Source organism: Gordonia sp. 'Campus' (assembly GCF_022206305.1).
Classification (GTDB): Bacteria; Actinomycetota; Actinomycetes; order Mycobacteriales; family Mycobacteriaceae; genus Gordonia.
Genome location: NZ_JAKOIW010000012.1, coordinates 16,726 through 37,328 on the forward strand (window position 1 = coordinate 16,726; position 20,603 = coordinate 37,328).

17 protein-coding genes are annotated in these 20,603 nt (G+C 65.9%); 9 read left to right on the forward strand and 8 right to left on the reverse strand.

Features of this window, described 5'->3' with window-relative positions:
- Window positions 1-45: 45 nt before the first annotated feature.
- The 7 genes from MAY35_RS14060 to dnaA all read right to left on the reverse strand — a co-directional run bounded on the left by MAY35_RS14060 (window position 46) and on the right by dnaA (window position 11,328).
- Window positions 46-972, reverse strand: coding sequence for a DUF3566 domain-containing protein (locus MAY35_RS14060; RefSeq protein ID WP_238421920.1), 927 nt, complete (start codon window positions 970-972; stop codon window positions 46-48).
- Window positions 973-1,093: 121 nt separating this feature from the next.
- Entirely contained in the window at window positions 1,094-3,583 is a 2,490-nt protein-coding gene (gyrA, locus tag MAY35_RS14065; RefSeq protein ID WP_238421921.1) for a DNA gyrase subunit A, read from the reverse strand.
- 44 nt (window positions 3,584-3,627) lie between these two features.
- Window positions 3,628-5,694 (reverse strand): DNA topoisomerase (ATP-hydrolyzing) subunit B, encoded by a 2,067-nt coding sequence (gyrB, locus tag MAY35_RS14070; RefSeq protein ID WP_238421922.1) that lies wholly within the window; start codon window positions 5,692-5,694, stop codon window positions 3,628-3,630.
- A 342-nt stretch (window positions 5,695-6,036) separates the two neighbouring features.
- Window positions 6,037-6,645 carry a DUF721 family protein gene (locus tag MAY35_RS14075; RefSeq protein ID WP_238421923.1) on the reverse strand — a complete coding sequence of 203 codons (609 nt, stop codon included), beginning with the start codon at window positions 6,643-6,645 and terminating at the stop codon, window positions 6,037-6,039.
- Window positions 6,638-7,870 carry a DNA replication/repair protein RecF gene (gene recF / locus MAY35_RS14080; RefSeq protein ID WP_238421924.1) on the reverse strand — a complete coding sequence of 411 codons (1,233 nt, stop codon included), beginning with the start codon at window positions 7,868-7,870 and terminating at the stop codon, window positions 6,638-6,640. The genes MAY35_RS14075 and recF overlap by 8 nt, the downstream gene beginning before the upstream one ends.
- A 55-nt stretch (window positions 7,871-7,925) precedes the next feature.
- Complete coding sequence (dnaN, locus tag MAY35_RS14085) at window positions 7,926-9,095, reverse strand: DNA polymerase III subunit beta (protein WP_238421925.1); 1,170 nt, start codon at window positions 9,093-9,095, stop codon at window positions 7,926-7,928.
- Window positions 9,096-9,816: 721 nt separating this feature from the next.
- Window positions 9,817-11,328: a chromosomal replication initiator protein DnaA gene (gene dnaA, locus MAY35_RS14090; protein WP_238421926.1), complete on the reverse strand. Its 1,512-nt coding sequence runs from the start codon at window positions 11,326-11,328 to the stop codon at window positions 9,817-9,819.
- 501 nt (window positions 11,329-11,829) lie between these two features.
- Here dnaA and rpmH point away from each other — a divergent pair.
- The 9 genes from rpmH (at window position 11,830) to MAY35_RS14135 (ending at window position 19,416) form a co-directional block, all read left to right on the forward strand.
- Window positions 11,830-11,973 (forward strand): 50S ribosomal protein L34, encoded by a 144-nt coding sequence (gene rpmH, locus MAY35_RS14095; RefSeq protein WP_081585940.1) that lies wholly within the window; start codon window positions 11,830-11,832, stop codon window positions 11,971-11,973.
- A gap of 45 nt (window positions 11,974-12,018) precedes the next feature.
- On the forward strand, window positions 12,019-12,450 hold the full coding sequence (gene rnpA, locus MAY35_RS14100; protein WP_238421927.1) for a ribonuclease P protein component: 432 nt from the start codon (window positions 12,019-12,021) through the stop codon (window positions 12,448-12,450).
- Window positions 12,447-12,860 (forward strand): membrane protein insertion efficiency factor YidD, encoded by a 414-nt coding sequence (yidD, locus tag MAY35_RS14105; RefSeq protein WP_238421928.1) that lies wholly within the window; start codon window positions 12,447-12,449, stop codon window positions 12,858-12,860. The genes rnpA and yidD overlap by 4 nt, the downstream gene beginning before the upstream one ends.
- Before the next feature lie 27 nt (window positions 12,861-12,887).
- Complete coding sequence (gene yidC / locus MAY35_RS14110; RefSeq protein ID WP_238421929.1) at window positions 12,888-14,126, forward strand: membrane protein insertase YidC; 1,239 nt, start codon at window positions 12,888-12,890, stop codon at window positions 14,124-14,126.
- A gap of 45 nt (window positions 14,127-14,171) precedes the next feature.
- On the forward strand, window positions 14,172-14,864 hold the full coding sequence (locus MAY35_RS14115; RefSeq protein ID WP_238421930.1) for a R3H domain-containing nucleic acid-binding protein: 693 nt from the start codon (window positions 14,172-14,174) through the stop codon (window positions 14,862-14,864).
- 527 nt (window positions 14,865-15,391) lie between these two features.
- Complete coding sequence (gene rsmG, locus MAY35_RS14120) at window positions 15,392-16,174, forward strand: 16S rRNA (guanine(527)-N(7))-methyltransferase RsmG (protein ID WP_238421931.1); 783 nt, start codon at window positions 15,392-15,394, stop codon at window positions 16,172-16,174.
- Between the two features lie 169 nt (window positions 16,175-16,343).
- Window positions 16,344-17,297 carry a ParA family protein gene (locus tag MAY35_RS14125; protein WP_308192459.1) on the forward strand — a complete coding sequence of 318 codons (954 nt, stop codon included), beginning with the start codon at window positions 16,344-16,346 and terminating at the stop codon, window positions 17,295-17,297.
- A 46-nt stretch (window positions 17,298-17,343) separates the two neighbouring features.
- Window positions 17,344-18,405 (forward strand): ParB/RepB/Spo0J family partition protein, encoded by a 1,062-nt coding sequence (locus MAY35_RS14130; protein ID WP_238421933.1) that lies wholly within the window; start codon window positions 17,344-17,346, stop codon window positions 18,403-18,405.
- Between the two features lie 147 nt (window positions 18,406-18,552).
- Entirely contained in the window at window positions 18,553-19,416 is an 864-nt protein-coding gene (locus tag MAY35_RS14135) for a hypothetical protein (RefSeq protein WP_238421934.1), read from the forward strand.
- Here MAY35_RS14135 and MAY35_RS14140 read toward each other — a convergent pair.
- Window positions 19,361-20,536 (reverse strand): N-acetylmuramoyl-L-alanine amidase, encoded by a 1,176-nt coding sequence (locus MAY35_RS14140; protein WP_238421935.1) that lies wholly within the window; start codon window positions 20,534-20,536, stop codon window positions 19,361-19,363. The genes MAY35_RS14135 and MAY35_RS14140 overlap by 56 nt on opposite strands.
- Window positions 20,537-20,603 lie beyond the last annotated feature (67 nt).

The following is a 20,603-nucleotide window of genomic DNA, read 5'->3' on the forward strand; positions in this document are numbered from 1 at the left end:
CCGACTGAAGCCCCAACCAACAAAACGGCTGGTCAGGGGCGTGGTTCAGTCGAGGTCCGCGAGAGTCACCTCGGCCCCGCCGACGAGGTCGGCGCAGATGTTGTAGATGTAGCTGCCGATGGTCGCGAGGGCTGTCAGCAGGATGGCGTTGATGGCCCCCAGGAGCGCCGCTGCGCCGAAGACGGTACCGGCGCCGATGACGTCACCACTCGCGCTCGATTCGTCGGCGACGAGCGTTCCGAAGCTGTTGTTGACCTGGTCCCACACACCCATGCCGTCGAGGATCAGGTACAGCACGGCGACGGAGATCATCCAGATGAAGAATCCGACCACCGACAGCACGGCCGCGATCTTGAACGTCGCCCACGGATCGATCCGACGGACCTGGACCGACGCCCGCAGTGCTGTTCCCGCGGCGAGTACCTGACGCGGGGCCGACCGCGGCGACGCCTTCGCAGGGGCTGCTGCGGGCGTCTGCGGTGTCTCGGGCGAACGCTTGAGATCGGCGGTGTGGTGGATCTGGTCGAGGTCGGGCAGATCACTGTCGGGCAGGTGCCCGCGGTCGATCGTGCTCGTCGGCGATTCCACGAAGCCCGGCTCCTCGGTGGCCGTCGCCCCGCCGGGTCGGCGCGGGTTGTCCAGCTTGGTCACCGGTGCCTGCTGACCGCTCATGCTGGCGGCGGCGGTTCCGCTGTTGGTGACGACCCCGCGCGGCGGCGGGCCGCCACGATTCTCCTGCGGCGGGCCGCCACGATTGTCCTGCGGACCCGGGCCGCCACCGTTCTCCTGCGGCCCGGACCGGCCTTGGTCGTCGCGTGCGAACGACTCGGTCGGCGCGGCCGACCCGTTGTCGGCCGGCCCACGCTGCCAGGGCGGCACCAGTCCCCCGCTCGGGGTCCCAGTTCCGGGGCCCGCCGGTCCTCCGGCCGGGCGCCCGTTCTGGTCCTGTTGCGGCTCGTTCGGTGTGCTCACAGGCATTCCCTCACTCAGGCGTCACTGACTTTTGCCTCGATCGGCGTCGGCTCGACGGGTCGTCCGGGTGGACGGTCACCGTCACCGACTGGTCGAGAAACAGTGATGCTCACCCTATCGCCTACGACGAGACCTCGGTCTCGTCCGGCTCGTCGGCGTTGCGGGCGATGGCGATGACCGTCGTGCCCTCGTCGATGTTCATCAGACGCACGCCCTTGGTCTGCCGGCCGGCCTTGCGCACCGACTTCGCGGTGGTGCGGATGACTCCACCGCCGGACGTGATCGCGTACAGCTCGGAGTCGTCGTCGACGATGAGCGCACCGATCAGTTCACCGCGCCGGCGATCGTGGGCGATGGTCAGCACACCCTTGCCGCCGCGCCCCTGGACCGGGTAGTCGTCCATGCCCGTCCGCTTGGCGTAACCGCCGGAGGTCGCCACCAGGAGATAGGTGCCGTCGCGGACGACGTTGAGCGACAACAGGGTGTCGTCGGTGTTGAAGCGCATGCCCTGCACGCCGGAGGTCTGCCGGCCCATCGGACGCAGCGCCTCGTCGTCGGCGTGGAAGCGGATCGACTGTCCCTTCTGGGACACGAGCAGCAGATCGTCGTCGGCACTGCACAATTGGGCGCCGACGAGCTCGTCCTCGCCACGGAGGTTGATCGCGGCGATGCCTCCGGAGCGGTTGGAGTCGAAGTCCACCAGGCGCGACTTCTTCACCAGGCCGTTGCGGGTGGCCAGCACGAGATACGGGGCGTCCTCGTAGGTCTTGAGCTGGATGACCTGTGCGATCCGTTCCTCCGGCTGGAAGGCGAGGAGGTTGGCGACGTGCTGTCCGCGGGCGGTGCGGTTGGCCTCGGGCAGTTCGTACGCCTTGGCCCGGTAGACGCGACCCTTGGTGGTGAAGAACAGGATCCAGTCGTGGGTCGAGCACACGAAGAAGTGCTTGACGATGTCGTCCTGCTTGAGGCCGGCACCCTGGACGCCCTTGCCGCCGCGTCGCTGGCTGCGGTAGAGGTCGGTCTTGGTGCGCTTGGCGTAACCGGTCTCGGTGATCGTGACGACCACGTCCTCGCGAGCGATGAGGTCTTCGTCGCTGACGTCGCCGTCGGCCGCGATGATCTTGGTCCGACGCTCGTCGCCGTACTTGTCGACGACCTCCTTGAGTTCGTCGCGCACGATGGCCCGCTGACGCTCGGGCCGGTCGAGGATGTCCTTGTAGTCGGCGATCTCGAGTTCGATCTCGGCGAGTTCGTCGACGATCTTCTGCCGCTCCAGTGCGGACAGTCGGCGGAGCTGCATCGCGAGGATCGCGTCGGCCTGGATCTCGTCGATGTCGAGGAGGTCGATCAGGCCGGTGCGTGCGGTCTCGGTGTTCGCCGACCGACGGATCAGGGCGATCACCTCGTCAAGCGCGTCAAGGGCTTTCACGAGACCGCGCAGGATGTGGGCGCGTTCCTCGGCCTTGCGCAACCGGTACCGCGTGCGACGCACGATGACGTCGATCTGGTGCGCCACGTAGTAGCGGATCATCTGGTCGAGACGCAGTGTGCGCGGCACGCCGTCGACGATGGACAGCATGTTGGCGCCGAAGCTGGTCTGCAGCTGGCTGTGCTTGTAGAGGTTGTTCAGGACCACCTTGGCGACCGCGTCACGACGCAGGGTCACCACGATGCGCATACCGACGCGGTCCGAGGACTGATCCTCGATCCGACTGATGCCCTTGAGCTTTCCCTCGTTGACCTGCTCGGCGATCGACTGGATCAGGTTGTCCGGGTTGACCTGGTACGGCAACTCGGTGACCACCAGCGTGGTGGATCCCTTGTTCTCCTCGATGTCGACGACGCTGCGCATCCGGATGCTGCCGCGCCCGGTCGTGTAGGCGTCCTTGATGCCCTGGCTGCCGACGATCAGTCCGGCCGTGGGGAAATCGGGGCCCTTGATGCACTCCATGCAGGCGGCGAGGGTGGTCTCGTCGTCGGCGTCGTGGTTCTCCAGTGCCCAGAACACCGCATCGGCGACCTCATTGAGGTTGTGCGGAGGCATGTTGGTCGCCATGCCGACCGCGATACCGCCGGAACCGTTGATCAGCAGGTTCGGGATGCGCGACGGCAACACCGTCGGCTCGTTGGTCTTGCCGTCGTAGTTGGGGACGAAATCGACTGTCTCCTCGGTGATGTCACGCAACATCTCCATGGCGAGCGGCGTGAGGCGCGCCTCGGTGTACCGCATCGCGGCCGCACCGTCGTTGCCGCGCGAGCCGAAGTTGCCCTGCCCGTCGATGAGGGGGTAGCGCATCGACCACGGCTGGGCGAGTCGGACGAGGGCGTCGTAGATCGCGGTGTCGCCGTGCGGGTGGTAGTTACCCATCGTCTCCGCAACGGGTTTCGCCGACTTCACATAGCTGCGGTCCGGCCGGAAACCCGCGTCGAAGGATGCGTACAGCAGGCGGCGGTGCACCGGCTTGAGGCCGTCGCGCACCTCGGGGAGCGCTCGCCCCACGATCACGCTCATGGCGTAGTCGATGTAGCTCTTCTGCATCTCCTGCCCGAGATCGACAGGTTCGATGCGATCGCCTTCGCCTCCGGCGGGCGGCAGTGTGGTGTCAGTCATTGTGTGTTCTTTCTGCGATCACTACGAATCGAGACGATCCGTGATCAGACATCGAGGAAGCGAACGTCTTTCGCGTTGCGGGCGATGAAGCTCCGGCGGGCGGCGACGTCCTCACCCATGAGGATGGAGAACAGTTCGTCGGCGGCCGCTGCGTCGTCGAGCGTCACCTGGCGAAGTACACGCACGGCCGGATCCATCGTGGTCTCCCACAGTTCCTTGGCGTTCATCTCGCCGAGACCCTTGTAGCGCTGGATGCCGTCCTCGGTGTTGATCTTCTTGCCCGCGGCGCGGCCGGCCTCGAGCAGTCCGTCACGCTCGCGGTCGGAGTAGGCGAACTCCGGCGCCGACTTCTGCCACTTGAGCTTGTACAGCGGCGGCATGGCGAGATACACGTGGCCGTGCTCGATGAGCGGCCGCATGAAGCGGAAGAGCAGCGTGAGCAGCAGGGTCGAGATGTGCTGGCCGTCGACGTCGGCGTCGGCCATCAGCACGATCTTGTGATAGCGCAGCTTGCTGATGTCGAACTCGTCGTGGATGCCCGTGCCGAAGGCGGTGATGATCGACTGGACCTCGGTGTTCTTGAGAACACGGTCGATGCGTGCCTTCTCGACGTTGATGATCTTGCCGCGCAGCGGAAGGATCGCCTGGTACATCGAGTCGCGCCCCGACTTGGCGCTGCCGCCTGCGGAGTCGCCCTCCACGATGTAGACCTCGCACTTGCCCGGGTCGTTGCTGCGGCAGTCGGCGAGCTTGCCGGGGAGACCACCGATGTCGGTGGCGGTCTTGCGACGCACCAGATCACGGGCGTTGCGCGCGGCCATCCGAGCCCGCTGGGATTCGACGATCTTCTTGATGATGGTCTTGGCCTCGGCCGGATTGGCCTCCAGCCAGTGACCGAGGTGCTCGCTGCAGACGCGCTGGACGAAGCCCTTGACCTCGGTGTTGCCGAGTTTGGTCTTGGTCTGTCCCTCGAACTGCGGGTCGCTGACCTTCACCGAGATCACCGCGGCGAGACCCTCACGGATGTCGTCTCCCGAGAGGCGGTCTTCCTTCTTCTCCTTGATGAGCTTCTTGTCCACCGCGTACTTGTTCACGGTGAGCGTCAGCGCGGCGCGGAAACCCTCTTCGTGGGTTCCGCCCTCATGCGTGTTGATCGTGTTGGCGAAGGTGTGAACCGACTCGGAGTAGCCGGCGTTCCACTGCATCGCGACCTCGACCTCGTGGCCCTCGCCCTTGCCCTGGAAACCGATGACCGTCGTGTGGATCGACTGCTTGGTGCGGTTGAGGTGCTTGATGTAGTCGACGAGTCCATCCGGGTAGTGATAGGTGCGCGTCTTCGGCTTCGCCGCGGCCGCAGCCTTCTCCTCCTCGGACTTGATCTCCTCGGCGGCCTCGGTGAGGTTGCTCTCCTCGTCGCCGTCGGCGTCGCCAGGCGCTTCGACGGCCTGCGGGCGCTGATCGGTCAGCGTGATGGTCAGGCCCTTGTTGAGGAAGGCCATCTCCTGCAGGCGACGAGCCACGGTCTCGGCGTTGAACCGGGTGGTCTCGGTGAAGATCTCCGGGTCCGGCCAGAACCGCACCGTGGTGCCGGTCTTGCGGGTGGCCGAGCCCTTCTCCAGCGGACCCGGTTTGGCGTACGAGTAGGTCTGCTCCCAATGGAAGCCGTCGTTCTCGATCTCGAGCTCGACGGTGGTGGACAGCGCGTTGACCACCGAGATGCCGACGCCGTGCAGACCGCCGGACACCGCGTAGGCGTCGGAGTCGAACTTTCCGCCCGCGTGCAGCTGGGTCATGACGACCTCGACGGTGGGAACCCCGGTGCGGTGCATGCCGGTGGGGATACCGCGGCCGTCGTCGACGACCTGGACACCGCCGTCGGCGAGCAGGGTGACGTCGACCCGCGACGCGAAACCGGCCATCGCCTCGTCGACCGAGTTGTCGACGACCTCCCAGATCAGGTGGTGCAGTCCTCGTTCACCGGTGGAACCGATGTACATGCCGGGCCGCTTACGGACGGCTTCCAGACCTTCGAGGATGTTGATCGAGTCGGCGCCGTACTCCGACGGCTTCTTCTTGCTCTTCTTCGGTCCGGTGTCGTTGGTGTCGGCCACGAGGTGCGTCCGCTCCTGTTCTGCTCATCGACGGATCAGGTGGTCTCCGGATCCGTCGTCGATCCTTCTCGAGGAGGGGCGCGCAGCCGCACGCACACAGGACTACCCGGGATCTATCCGGGTAGCCTGGAGCCAACGGTCGATCTGCCGTTCACACCCCTCTCGGGACAACTCCTCCCAGTGTACTGCCTGACTCGCCCAGGAACGTGCATCCGGGGCCGCCAACAGGCCCTCAGAACGACTTTTTCGGGTTCATCCCGGGTCGGTTGTGGCCTGGGGAAGATTCCGAGCCCAGCGGCCCAGCAACCAGTAGAGTGCCGATCGGTGTGTCGACGCCCGCGTTCAGCCGTAGGTGTCGCGTGGTCCGCGGCCGCGGACGTGGCGTTCGCCCTTCCGCCACGACGGACCCTTCGGCCCGAGGATCCGCAGGGACGTCACCTGACCGTGCCCGATGGCCGCCGCGATCTTGGCCAGGATCTGCGACTGCACGTATCGCAGTTGCGTCGCCCACGCCGTCGATTCGGCTTGCACGTGAAGAACGTTGTCGCGCAGGGCAACCGGCTGGGCGTGCGCGGCGATGTCGGAGCCCACGATCTGCTCCCACATACCGAAGAGCGTGCCCTCGCCGATCTTCTCCTGCCATCCGCGGTCTTTGGCGAGACCCCCGACGAGCCGGCCGAAGGGCTGCGGATCCCGGGCATCGGGGCCGGATCCGGACCAGCGTCGACGCCCCTGCGAGCCGCGCGGCACCCGGCGCACCGGCGACGCGCGACCCCGGCCCACCGATTTTCCTGCCGCGCGGGCCTGCGCCCTGGCCTCCTCGAGGGCCTTGCGGGCGCGTTCATATCCGCCGAGTTCGCCCGGCGGCGTCGGGCGCGGCGCGGGCTCTACCGGGTCCGAGCCCGAGCCGCCTGCGGGCGCGCCGCGGTCGGGGTTCGCGTCCTCACTCATCCGAGACCCCCGTGTCCGACTGCACCCGCTCCGACTGCACCGGCTCCGACTCCACCGTCGCCACTGCGGACTGGACGACGACCTCGGATCGGCGACCGGTCTCGTCGTCGATGACGTCGACACCGATCCGACGGCCGCCGATCTCACCCGGGATGTCCTCGGCGACGGCGGCGGTGATGAGGAGTTGCTCGGCGCCTGCGGTGAACTCGACGAGCTTCGCGCGGCGTTTGGCGTCGAGTTCGGCGAAGACGTCGTCGAGCATGATGACCGGCTCCACACCTTCCGCCCGGGTCAGCTCGACGGAACCCAGGCGGAGCGCCAGCGCGAGCGACCACGATTCACCATGTGAAGCAAAGCCTTTCGCAACATCGCTGCCGAGGACGATGTCGATGTCGTCGCGATGCGGGCCCACCAGGCACATACCGCGCTCGATCTCCTTGTCGCGCAACTCCACCAGCCGAGTGGCCAGCGCGTCGCCGATCGCCTCGGGTGTGGTCTCCTCGAACTCGAGGCCACCGGACGCGCGGTACCGCAGCGTCGCCGGACGGGAGTGCGGCGCGATCGAGGCATATGAACCGGTGAAATGTGGTTCGAGCTCACCGAGCACTGCGAGCCGCGCAGCGGTCACCTGACCGCCGAGTTCGGCGAGCTGCCCGTCCCAGACGTCGAGCGTGCTGATGATCGAATCCGCTTGTTCCCCACCGCGTCTCATGGCTGAAGCAGCGGTCTTGAGCAGTGCCGAACGCTGCCGTAGGACGCGGTCGTAGTCGGCACGGGCCGCCACCCACCGCGGGCCGCGCTGAGCGACGAGCTCGTCGATGAAACGTCTGCGGTCGCCGGGATCCCCGCGCACGAGGGAGAGATCCTCCGGTGCGAAGAGGACCGCCCGAAGGATCCCCAGCAGATCACGGGGACGACGCGCCGGGCTGCGATTGATCGACGCCTTGTTGGCACCGTCGGCGTTGATGCGCAGCTCGGCGGTCAACTCGCGGCCGTCGTTCTCGACCGTCGCGGTGACCAGCGCCGAGGTCGATCCCGCATGTACGAGCGGGGCATCGGAACTCACGCGGTGCGAACGCAGGGTCGCGAGATAGAACAGGGCCTCGAGCAGGTTAGTCTTGCCGAAACCGTTGCGCCCGGTGAAGACCGTCGCCCCGGTCTCGAGCTCGAGATCAGCGGCCTGCCAGGACCGGAAATCCCTCAGGTGGAGTTCACGAACGAACATGAGCCGCTCTCGATGACGACCAGGACGACGAGGGCACGGATGCCGGCGCGGTCCGTCAGCCCGGGAGGCGAACGGGCATCAGCAGATAGCTGAACGCGCTCTCGGGTGCGACGAAAGCTCCGGACTCGTCGGCGACGGCATCCTCGCCGCTCGCGGGACGCAGCACGGCGGGACGGCTGGGCGTGGTGAACCCGAAGTCCACGGCGTCGGCGTTGATCGCGGACAGCCCGTCCTGCAGATAGCCGGGATTGAAGGCGATCGTCAGGGGCTCACCCTGGAACGACACGGGCAGTTCCTCCTCGGCCTTACCCGCCTCGTCGCCGCCGGCGGTGAGCAGCACGGATCCCTCGGTGAACTCCATCCGGACCTGCGCGCCGCGCTCGGCGACCAGGGCGACACGGCGGATCGCCTCGATCAGCGGCGCGCTGTCGATGGTCGCGACCGCGGTGTGACTGGCCGGGAGCAGCTGACGGAACTTCGGGAACTCCGCGTCGAGAAGACGCGTGGTGGTCTTCTTGGTCTCACCGAGGATGCCGAGGATGCCGTCGGAGCCGATGGCCGCACCGCCGCCGAAAGCCAGCGACACGACGCCGGTACCTTCCGAGCCCGCGGTCTTCGCGCTCTCCGAGAGTGTCTTCGCCGGGACGAGAACTGCGCCCTTGGTATCGGGATCGGAAGGCTCCCACTGCAATTCACGAACGGCGAGGCGGAAGCGGTCGGTCGCGGCGAGCACGACGGAGTTGCCCTCGATCTCGACGCGGACGCCGGTCAGCATCGGGAGAGTGTCGTCTTTGCCCGCGGCCACCGCGACCTGGGAGATCGCCTCGGCGAACAGCTGCGACGGGATCGTGCCGGTGATCTGCGGTACGTCGGGCAGCTGCGGGTAGTCCTCGACCGGCATGGTCGGCAGGGAGAACTTCGCGCTACCGCAGGTGATGGCCACCCGCGACCCGTCGAGGGTCACGTCGACCGGCTTGTTGGGCAGGGCCTTGGTGATGTCGGCGAGAAGCCGGCCGGAGACGAGCACCTGTCCGGGCTCGGCGACCTCGGCACCGAGGTTCTCCTGGGCGGAGACCTCGTAGTCGAAGCCCGAGACGGTCAGTCCGGTCTCGCCGACGTTGAGCACCACACAGCCGAGGACCGGGACGGGCGGACGAGACGGCAGGCTGCGGGCGACCCAGGCGACGGAATCAGCGAACTCGTCACGCGCGACACGAAACTTCATGCTGGGAGGTTGCCCTTCTCTCGTCTGGTTCCCGCCTGGACCACCGATGCACGGACCACTGAGTCGACGCCTTCGTCGGCCGGTCGGTCATCGGTGGATCTCACATCCGGGAATCCCACTGTAGAACGCCGCCACCGATGCCGGGATGGTTGGGGCCAAGTCGAGCCGTCGTCGACGCAGGGCCGAGCGGCCGGCACCGAGTGCCCTCTGTGCACAGTCCTTCTTACAAAAGATTCTCTTTAGAGAAGGATCCATCTCAGTAATAGGTCCTGTGGAATCTGTGGACAAGTACGGCATCGGGCCTGTCCGGACGGGTGCGGACGTGTGCATGACCGGTGGAGCAACGTCGAGCGGATCCGACCGCCGGTGTGGAGTTTTCTTGTTGTTCGCGATCCGTCCACTGTCGGTGCACATCCCCGCCCCGGTTATCCCGAGGGTGGTCCACAGGGTGTGATGCCGGGAAATAGCCGGATCCGGGCTCGTCGATTCGGCAGGCGGACAGCCGTAGTGGGCCCGCTGACCCTCGACCCGAGAGACAGACTTGGCATCCGTTGCCCTGTCTGTAGTACGCCCGGCGTCTGTCGTATCGCTGCTGTCTCTCGTACCGCCTCGAGGACGTCGCATGGTCGTGGCCGCAGACGAACGCACCCCCGGGCCGCGTGGGCGTCGGGGGTGCGGGATCCGGGCGCGAAGGCCTCAGAAGAGAACGAGGAAGCGGGAACTAGCCGACGGCCCGTTGCTTGATTCGGGCGGTGAGTTCCTGGACGTGGTCGTACACACGACGCCGTTCGGCCATCTCCTTGCGGATCTTGCGTTCGGCGTACATCACCGTCGTGTGGTCGCGGTCGAAGGTCTCCCCGATCTTCGGCAACGACAGGTCGGTCAGCTCCCGGCACAGGTACATCGAGATCTGGCGGGCCTGCGCGATCGACCGGGTCTTGCCCGGGCCCCGCAGTTCCTCGATCGAGATGTCGAAGTACTCGGCGGTGATGGCGAGGATGCTGGCGGCGCTGACCTCGAGCGTGCCCGAGTTGGGCAGCAGGGCCTGGAGAACGACGTCGGCGAGTGACTTGTCGAGTGCGGCGTCGTTCAGCGAGGCGAACGCGGTGACCCGGATCAGCGCGCCTTCGAGCTCGCGGATGTTGCGCTCGATCTTCGACGCGATGAGCTCCAGCACGTCGTCGGGCACCGCGATGTTGTCCATCTGCGCCTTCTTGCGGAGGATCGCGATGCGCGTCTCCAGATCGGGCGGCTGGACGTCGGTGATGAGACCCCACTCGAACCGGGTACGAAGCCGGTCTTCAAGTGTCGCAAGCTGTTTCGGAGGACGGTCCGACGAGATGACGATCTGCTTGCTCGCATTGTGCAGCGTGTTGAAGGTGTGGAAGAACTCCTCCTGGATACCTTCTTTGCCGACGAGGAACTGGATGTCGTCCACGAGCAGGACATCGACATCGCGATAGCGCCGCTTGAACGCGACCCGCCGGTCGTCACGCAGCGAGTTGATGAAGTCGTTGGTGAACTCTTCGGTGGACACGTATTTGACCCGCATACCCGGGAACAGGCGCTGGGCGTAGTGACCGGCCGCGTGCAGCAGATGCGTCTTGCCGAGGCCGGACTCGCCCCAGATGAACAACGGGTTGTAGGCCCGGGCCGGCGCCTCGGAGACCGCGACCGCCGATGCATGCGCGAAGCGGTTCGACGCACCGATGACGAAGGTGTCAAAGGTGTACTTGGGGTTGAGGTTTGCGCCGGGCGCCGGAGGTGTCGACGTCGGCCGCTCGGCGAAATACGACGCCCAGTCCCCCGAGGGACGCTGGGAGTCGGCGGCCGGTGCCGTCGCGAGCCCGGCACCCACGGGAGCAGCGGAGTAGTCGACGGCGGGAGCTGCGCTGGCCACGGGTCGGGCGTCGGGGACCGCAGGTGCTTCGGGGACCGGCTCGTCGTTCCGCGGCGTCGCGATCCGGACCCCCAGGTCGACCGGTTCGTCGAGATGGCGGCTGAGGACCGAACGGATGGTCTCCCGAAGGTTGCGCTCGATCTGCTCCTGTACCAGTGCCGTCGGCACGGTCAGCAGGGCGAAGCCCTCGGTCAGGGTGAGGGGTCGAACCAGTGACAGCCACGCCTTCTGCTGGCGTGTCAGGGGTTCGTGGTCGCGTGCGGCTTCGTCGTCGTTGAGTTCGGCGACGACTTGCTGCCACACCTCGCCGAATGTGTCGCGGTCTGAAGTCACAGGGCTGGCCTCCTGATGCGGAAAACTACCAGCGTTGACGAGAGCGATGGCATCTGCGCTGCCGAGCCCATCTCTCCACAGGCTTATCCACACCTGTGTACAAAGGTGACGACGAACTTGGGACTTTGGTCTGAGCCAGGTCCCCGAGGTGGTGCCTCGCACGGAGTGGTGGCCGACGCTTTGAGAGAACGTAACAGAGGTCCGGGTGGGTCACAAAGCGATCGGGACGTTTGACTCGGAACAACTGTTAAAGCCCCATGAGTGGTCCGGAACACAGCTGGTCGGAGCCGGTTCTGAGGCGACGATCGGCTCGTTTGATTTGAACGCGCGGTGTCAGTAGTCTCGACTGGTCATCCAGGTTGCGGATTTGCGCGGCGATTCTTCGTGTTCGCCGACTCATCACCGACAACAGTTCGGCACCGTCCTGGATCAAAGACCAACGACAAGATGTGGGTCACGCACGGGTAACCGGCGTGCGCACAGCGAGCACAAGGAGTTCCCGTGGCCAAGGGCAAGCGTACTTTCCAGCCGAACAACCGTCGTCGCGCACGCGTGCACGGTTTCCGTCTGCGCATGCGGACCCGCGCCGGCCGTGCGATCGTCAGCAGCCGTCGTACCAAGGGCCGCGCGAAGCTCACCGCCTGATCGTCGGCTCCTCACCGGATCTTCGCGGATCCGGTCGGCTGATCGATGACTGCGCCCACTCATCGGATCTCACGTGGATCCGACTTCTCTCGCACCCTCAAGTCCGGTGCGAGGGTGAAGAGTCGTGACTTCTCCCTGCACGTCGCCGTGGTCGGGCATGAATGGCCCGACCCTCGAGGCGTACGACGCGACGTCGCGATGACCGGCGGTCCCTGGCTGGGACTCGTCGTCAGCAAGTCCGTGGGCAATGCCGTCACCCGACATGCGGTGGCCCGGAGGCTGCGTGCCGCCTTCGCCGCCACCCGGCATCTCTGTCCCGTTCCGGAGAGTTACGTCGTCATCCGTGCCCGCGGCAGCGCCTCGGACCGGAGCAGCCTCGAACTCGCCGACCAGTTGCGTGCGGCGTTCACGAGCCGGCGCATCGCCGGGCTCGCAGACGGCGTGCAGTTGTCCGGTGGAGTGGGCGCGCACCGATGACACCCGCCGAGCTCGACGACACGTCGACGGAGACCTCCGTCGACACCGCTCCCCCGTCGACACCGGCTGCCCGCTTCATCCGCGGGGCGCGCCTGCTCCCCCGCCGCACACTCATCTTCCTCATCGAGCTGTACCGCACGTGGGTGTCGCCCATGCGGTTGCCGACCTGCCGGTTCGAACCCACGTGTTCGGGCTACGCGGTCGAAGCGCTCGACCGACACGGATTTCTCTACGGCTCGGTCTTGTCGATCATCCGCTTGCTCAAGTGCGGACCCTGGCACAAGCCCGGCTACGACCCGGTCCCCGATCGTGGCTTCGGCGAGCTGTGCCGCGATCTCTGGAGCGGGATGACCGGCAACCATCGACCTCGGAAACATCAGCACGGGTCCGGCGAGACACGTGCTCTGTGAGTACAACAAGTGAGGGGTAACTGACCCGTGCTCGACTTCATCTACTACCCGGTCTCCGGGATCATGTGGGTCTGGCATTGGCTCTTCAGCCATGTCACGCCCGACACCCCGGGTGGCAACGGTATCGCGTGGGCTCTGTCGGTGGTGTTCCTCGTGTTCACCCTGCGCGCGATCCTCTATAAGCCCTTCGTGAAGCAGATCCGCACCACGAAGAAGATGCAGGAGATCAATCCGCAGCTCCAGGCGATCCGGAAGAAGTACGCCAAGGATCGGGTCAAGATGACCGAGGAGATGCAGAAGCTGCAGAAGGAGCACGGGTTCAACCCGATGCTCGGCTGCCTGCCGATGCTGCTGCAGATCCCGGTGTTCATCGGTCTGTTCCACGTGCTGCGTTCGTTCAACCGCATGGGCACGGGCATGGGCCAGCTGAGTATGAGTGCCGCGGAGACACGCGCCACCGGCAACTACGTGTTCAGCGCCGATCAGGTACAGAACTTCCTCGACGCCCGTCTGTTCGGTGTGCCGTTGTCGTCCTACCTGGTCGAGCCGGCCACCGAGTTCCAGGCCTTCGTCGAGCCGGGTTCCCCCATCGACTTCACCCGCCCGCAGATCGCGTACGTCGTCGTGCCGATGATGATCATCGCCTCGATCGCCACGCACATGAACTCGCGCGCATCGGTGGCCCGCCAGCCCGAGGCGGCGCTGGAGAATCCGCAGACCCGGATGATGAACAATCTGGCGCTCTACATCTTCCCGATCGGCATCCTCATCACCGGACCGTTCTTCCCGGTCGCCATCCTCCTCTACTGGATGAGCAACAACATCTGGACCTACGGCCAGCAGCACATCGTCTTCGGTCACATCGCCAAGGAAGAGGAAGAGGCCAAGCTCGCCAAGCAGGAGAAGTTGAAGGCGAACGCGCCGAAGCCCGGTGTCCGGCCGGATCGCAAGAAGCGCAATGCGGGTGGGACGGGCACGTCCGATGCCACGACCGTGTCCCTGTCCAAGGGTGACGACTCCCCTGCCGATTCGACGACGGGCGGCACGCAGGACTCCGCAGTCACGGGTACGGAGATCTCGGACAAGGAAGCGTCGGGCAACGGATCGGCCCCTGCCGCCGGGGACAGCGGTCCCGGCGCGAAGCCGAAACCAGGACAGAAGCCCACTCGTTCCGGCGCCGGCGCAGCACCCGGCAAGAAGCAGAACCACAACCGCGGGAGTCGATCGACGACAAAGGGCGGCAACAAACGAGGCGGCAAACGGTGACCGCCCGAGACTTGTTCGATGAAGCACAGAAGTTAGGTGAATGAGATGACAGCAGAGACTGCAACTCAAACCGGTTCGGAATCCGACACCCACGCCGGAGCGCAGACCGAGGAACATCGCGAGGATCAGACGGAGAACGGTTCGACCGCCGTGGAAGACACGGCTGCCGTCGAGAGCCCGGTCGCCGGTTCCGACGCCGATGCGGACGACTCGCCGACCGCCGCCGAGGACATCGACGATGAGGCGGACGACGACGCTGACGACGACGAGGACGACGAAGATCGTCTGGTCGAAGAAGGCGAGATCGCCGGCGACTACCTGGAGCAGTTGCTCGACGTTCTCGACTTCGACGGTGACATCGACCTCGATGTCGACGGCGACCGTGCGGTCGTCAGCATCGACGGTGGCGATGACCTGACCAAGCTCGTCGGTCGTAAGGGCGAAGTTCTCGATGCACTGCAGGAGCTGACCCGCCTCGCCGTCCAGCAGGCTACGGGTGAGCGCAGTCGGTTGATGCTCGACGTGGCCCGGTGGCGAGCCGATCGGCGTGATCGCCTGGCCCGCCTGGGACGTGAGGTCGCCGAGCGCGTGCTTTCTTCCGGTGAGCGTGAGGCCCTGGATCCGATGACGCCGTTCGAGCGCAAGATCGTCCACGACGCGGTCGCGGTTGTCGACGGCGTCGTGAGCGAAAGCGAGGGCACCGAGCCCAAGCGTCGCGTGGTGGTTCTGCCCGCATAAGCGAGCACCTCTCCCCTGCCCGTAGAAACTCAGGCCCCGACCAATGGTCGGGGCCTGAGTCGTTGGCGGAGGTACTCCGGCGGTGCGCGTGTTGGGGTTGGGATGTCGAACAACGCACAAGCTCGATGGAATCACATCGGTGTTGTTTCACGTGAAACAGTGGCGCACCACGAGTAGGGCCGGCTCGCTGATTCGTCGAGGGTGACCTTTCAGCGGTTCCATCGCGGTGCGGCGGAGGGCGGCGCGGGGGTATGCGGGTCACGGTGGTAGGCGTGGTGGGACCCGTTGGTGGCGGTTGCCGGTCGGCACTGCCCGTGGCGGGACCGTGCAATACTTCGGCAACCTCGTCGGTGCGGGACTCCCTGGACGAGGACCGATACGTCACGTGACCAAAAGTCGCTGGGCACCCGAGCGGCTCCTCGCTACGCCGCTTCCACCGAAACCGCGCGTCTAGCGGCCCGGTGATCACGCGTCGGCGAGGCTAATGACACCGGTGTGTTTCACGTGAAACATCGCTGACGCGGACCATGTGGACCAACCGTTCGAGCGCCGAGGTTTCACGTGAAACACTGGGTGGGTTGTCTACGCGAATAGGAGTACCAGTGCCGCCTGATACACCCCGGAGCGATCCTCAGGACCCTGACGCCGCGGCGCCGCCGCCACCGGCGGCAGCGGAGGTGTTCGGCGTGCGAGTCGATCTCGCGAGCGCCTACTGGGCGATCCTCGCGACGGACGGCATCGAACACGGGCTGATGGGCCCACGCGAGGTGCCCCGACTGTGGGACCGCCATATTCTCAACTGCGGTGTTCTCGGCGAACTGATCGATCCTGACTCGACGGTTTTCGATGTCGGTAGTGGCGCAGGCTTACCGGGTATACCGCTGGCGATCGCTCGCCCAGATCTGGCGGTCACCTTGATCGAACCACTGCTCCGACGGAGCTCCTTCCTTGAGCGCGCCACGGAACGTCTGGGGCTGGACAACGTCTCTGTCGTACGCGGTCGTGCCGAAGAGAAGTCGGTACGGTCGTCGGTCGGCCTGGCTGACGTGGTGACGTCGCGAGCTGTGGCGCCGCTCGAACGACTGGCGAAGTGGTCTGCTCCCCTTGTCCGGGGAGGAGGACGGATGATCGCGATCAAAGGGTCGTCTGCCGCCGAAGAAATCGAGCGGGATCGTGCCGTCGTAGGCCGGACCGGAATGAGCGATCTGGCGGTGGCGGTGTGCGGCGACCGGTACCTGGATACGCCGACCACCGTGATCATCGGGACGAAATTGGAGCGCGCCCGCGGTGGCCGCTCGGGACGACGCTGAGGGGGCGATCGGATTGGTGTGGAGTCCACGAAGGGCGCAGAATAGGAAGCGTTCTGCCGGTGCCTCTGAGGGTGCCGGCGTCGGCGGTTCGGTCCCACTGTCGGCGGCGGCTGATGCCGGCGCCAGTGCTGACGCGAAGGCCTACCAGGTCGGTAAAAGGAGTCCAGGCGTGGTCGATCAAGACCCGAATGTTTCACGTGAAACCTCCCTCGGGGGTGCACCCACCCCCACGGGCCAACCGTTCGCCGACACACCGATCGCCATGGCTGCAGAGCGTGCGAGCCAGGTGCTCACCCCTGGCGGAGCGGGACAGCTACCACGTCCCCCACACACCCGGATCATGACGGTCGCGAACCAGAAGGGTGGGGTCGGCAAGACGACGACGGCCGTCAACATGGCTGCCGGCCTCGCGGTGCGCGGACTTCGTGTCTTGGTGGTGGATCTTGATCCCCAGGGAAACGCAAGCACAGCCCTGGGAATCGACCACCGTGCGCAAGACATCGCGTCGGTCTACGAACTTCTTCTCGGTGAGGTCACGCTCCGGGAAGCCATCCAGGAATCGCCGAGCCAGCAGGGCCTCTTCTGTGTACCGGCAACTCTAGATCTGGCCGGCGCCGAGATCGAACTCGTCTCCCTGGTGGCGCGCGAGAACCGACTGCGCAACGCACTGTCGGACGAGGTGTTGCGCGAGTACGGAATCGACTACGTCTTCATCGACTGTCCCCCGTCTCTCGGCCTCCTGACGGTCAACGCGATGGTCGCCGCTCGTGAGGTCCTGATCCCCATCCAGTGCGAGTACTACGCACTGGAGGGCGTGGGACAGTTGCTGCGCAACATCGAGTTGGTGCAGGCGCACCTGAACCGCGACCTCCACGTGTCGACGATCGTCCTCACGATGTACGACGGACGAACCAAGCTCGCCGATCAGGTCGCCGAAGAGGTACGTCGCCACTTCGGGGACAAGGTCCTGAGTACGATCATCCCGCGCAGCGTCAAGGTGTCCGAGGCGCCCGGGTACGGCATGACGATCATCGAATATGACCCAGGATCTCGGGGCGCGATGAGCTACCTCGACGCGGCTCGTGAGCTCGCGCTCCGCGCCCCCGAAAGCGCGACGGCATGAGCTGCCACTCAGGATCAGTAACGAACGAGCGCGGGGAGGTACAGCGATGAGTCAACGGGATACCGCACAACGCCGAGGTGGCCTCGGCCGCGGACTGGCTGCTCTGATTCCCACGGGTCCTGCCGACGATCAATCCGACGCTCCGCGGCTCGGCAACGCCGCCGCAGACGTCGTCATCGGCAAGGTTCCGGTCTCCCCCGGCGCCGATCAGTCGGCGCCGGCACCGAGCTCGGCCAGCACGACGGCGCGAAACGGAACGCAACCCCTCAGTCCTGAAGAGGCGGGCGCGGTGTATCGCGAGCTTCCGCCGAAGCAGATCCAGCCGAACCCGAACCAGCCGCGCACGGTCTTCGATGAAGAAGCCATGGCCGAGCTCGTGCATTCGATCCGTGAGTTCGGACTGATGCAACCCATCGTCGTGCGGCGGCTCAAGGAGACGACCGCCGACGGTGTGAGCTACCAGATCGTCATGGGCGAGCGTCGGTGGCGGGCCAGCCAGGAGGCCGGCCTGGAAGCGATCCCGGCGATTGTGCGTGAGACCCCCGACGGCGACATGCTGCGGGACGCACTCCTGGAGAACATTCACCGCGCCCAGCTGAATCCGCTCGAGGAGGCGGCCGCCTACCAACAGCTGCTGGAGGAGTTCGGCGTCACCCACGAAGAGCTGGCGACGCGTCTCGGCCGCTCCCGCCCGCTCATCAGCAACATGATCCGACTGCTCAAACTGCCCATCCCGGTGCAGCGTCGTGTTGCGGCCGGTGTCCTGTCGGCGGGCCACGCACGCGCTCTGCTCTCCCTGGAGACCGGAAGCGATGCGCAAGAGGCGCTTGCTGCACGGATCGTCGCCGAGGGGTTGTCGGTGCGGGCGACCGAGGAAGCCGTGACGCTTGCCAACCGCGGGGACGGTCCGGATTCGCGGTCCCCCGCGGCACCGAAGCGGCGACCAATGCAGATGCCCGGACTGCAGGATCTCGCCGAGCGACTCTCCGACAGTCTGGACACCAGGGTTACAGTCAGTCTTGGGAAGCGAAAAGGGAAGATCGTCGTGGAGTTCGGGTCGGTGGACGACTTGGAACGCATCGTCGCGTTCATCGACCCGAAGAAGTGAATCACACGGCGAGAATTCGGGTGCTGGCGGATGCGGAAGTAATGTCACTGTGACAGTTGAGGTAGAAGACTTACCGGCGAACATCGGGATGCATTGCTGCCCAATGGCATTCGCGGATCGATCGATGCGGGCGCGGGGTTCGGCGTCATGAGCGTGTCGGTCTCTCGTCTGGAACTCGGCTCATTCGCGTCGCTGCCCCAACACACCCGACGATGTGTCTTCTGGGAAGTGGAACCGCCGACAGATTCCGGTCGCGGCCCCGGCTCGCAGTTGCCGACCGTCTCCGACTACGAGCCGTATGAGAGTGAGTTCGACAAGGAGGCCTGGATCTCGGGTCTGCTTCTCGACTGGGGCGCGTGCGGACAGGTCGCCGTCGAGTCGTCGACGCAGAATGTCATCGGTACTGCCTTCTACGCTCCACCCAAGCGCGTGCCTCGGTCACAACACTTCCCCACCTCTCCGGTCAGTCACGACGCGGTGTTGCTGACGAGCATCCGGACCGAGCCCGGTTACGACGAAGTCGCGAGTCTGCTACTCGACGCGGTGCTCGGCGATCTGATTCGACGAGGAGTACGCGCGGTCGAGTCATTCGGTTTGGTGCGCAACGGGATGGGCGCGGTCCCGTCCGGTGCAGGTGCTCCGGGCGGGTCGCTCAGCGACGATCTGGAGTTCTGGTCGGACGAGGCCATCGTCGAGGTCGCCAGGGAGATACTCGACGATCCGCAATCCGACCTGTGCACCTCGTGTATGAACGATGCGTCGTTCCTGAAGGACTCCGGTTTCGATGTGGTGTCCTCACATCAGCGCTTCCCGCGCTTTCGGTTGGAGCTCGACGAGGGCCTCGGTTGGAAGTTCGAGGTGGAGAGTGCCTTGGAGAAGCTGGTGGTGATGGCCGAGATGGATCTCGCCGGCCGGCAACGCACGGCTGTGCCCGTGGGGATGCGACCCCAGCGGGTCAGCGCGGGGCGTTCTCGGCGGCCAGTAGATCTGCGAAAGTGTAAGTGCCCGTAGGACGATCGTCCTGATCCAACAGGTAGAGGCGCTTGACCGCCACCACGATGGCGTCGGCGATGACATTGCGCCAGTCCGAATCCGACAGCACTGCAGCGTCATTCGGATTGGTGATGTAACCGACGTCGATGAGGGCCACTGGCATCTTGGTGAGTCGGAGCAGGTCCCAGGTGCGCGGGTGCGACCGGCAGTCGGCCAACGGTGTGCGTGCGGCGATCTCCCGCTGGACGAACCCGGCGAGGTTTCGGCCGATGGAGGAGAACGAGTTGTTGTTGCCGAAGTAGAACGACGCGACGCCGTTCGCCTGCTCGTTGCGATAGTGCCCGCATCGCAACGAGATCATCAGGTCGGCGTCCATCAGGTTGGCGACGCGGGCGCGCTCGTCGTCGCCGGGACGGCCCCGTCCGTCGTGCGACAAGAAGGTCTGCATCCCGGTGGCGGCCATACGACCTTCGAGACGGGCGCCGAGGTCCCAGAGGAGTTCGGACTCGCGGTCGGCCAGGTCGCCGGTCGACAGTCCGTGCAGTCCCCCGGAACCGGGATCGATGAGAATCCGCTTGCCGGACAGGTGTGGCCCGGAGCGTCGGACGTGCTCCTCTTCCCGGATGGCGTACGGCGATCCGCCCGTGACACGGGTTCCGAGGCGCTCGAGCGAGCGCAGCGTCGCCGGCCCACAGATCCCGTCGGACGCCAGCCCGTATTCACTCTGGTAAAGACACACGGCGTTGTGGGTCGTGAGACCGAAGATCCCGTCGACGAGCGAGGTGAAGTACCCGAGATTCTGCAGACGACTCTGCAGGGTGGCGACGTCGTCGCCGACCATGGGCGCCGACAGCTGGTACGACAGCACGCGGGCTCCGAGACGGTACGACGCTTCGCGCAGCACACGATAGGTCGCAGGTCCGACGATGCCGTCGACGATCAGGCCGCGTTCCTGCTGGAACGCGCGAACAGCCCGATCGCAGGCCTCGTCGAAGACCGCCTCGGGCGGAGTCCACCCGTTGGTGGCGCTGTGATCGATGGCGGTGGACCCGGTATCGGGCAGCAGTCCACGTCCGACCAGGATGGCGCGGATCTCGGCCACCGCCGAGCCGTGATCACCAAGTCGGAACAATGGCATCTCGTCACCCCTCGTACGGATCGCGGCAGGAGCGGGTCTGCGCGCGGTAACCGACGCACACCGTGCG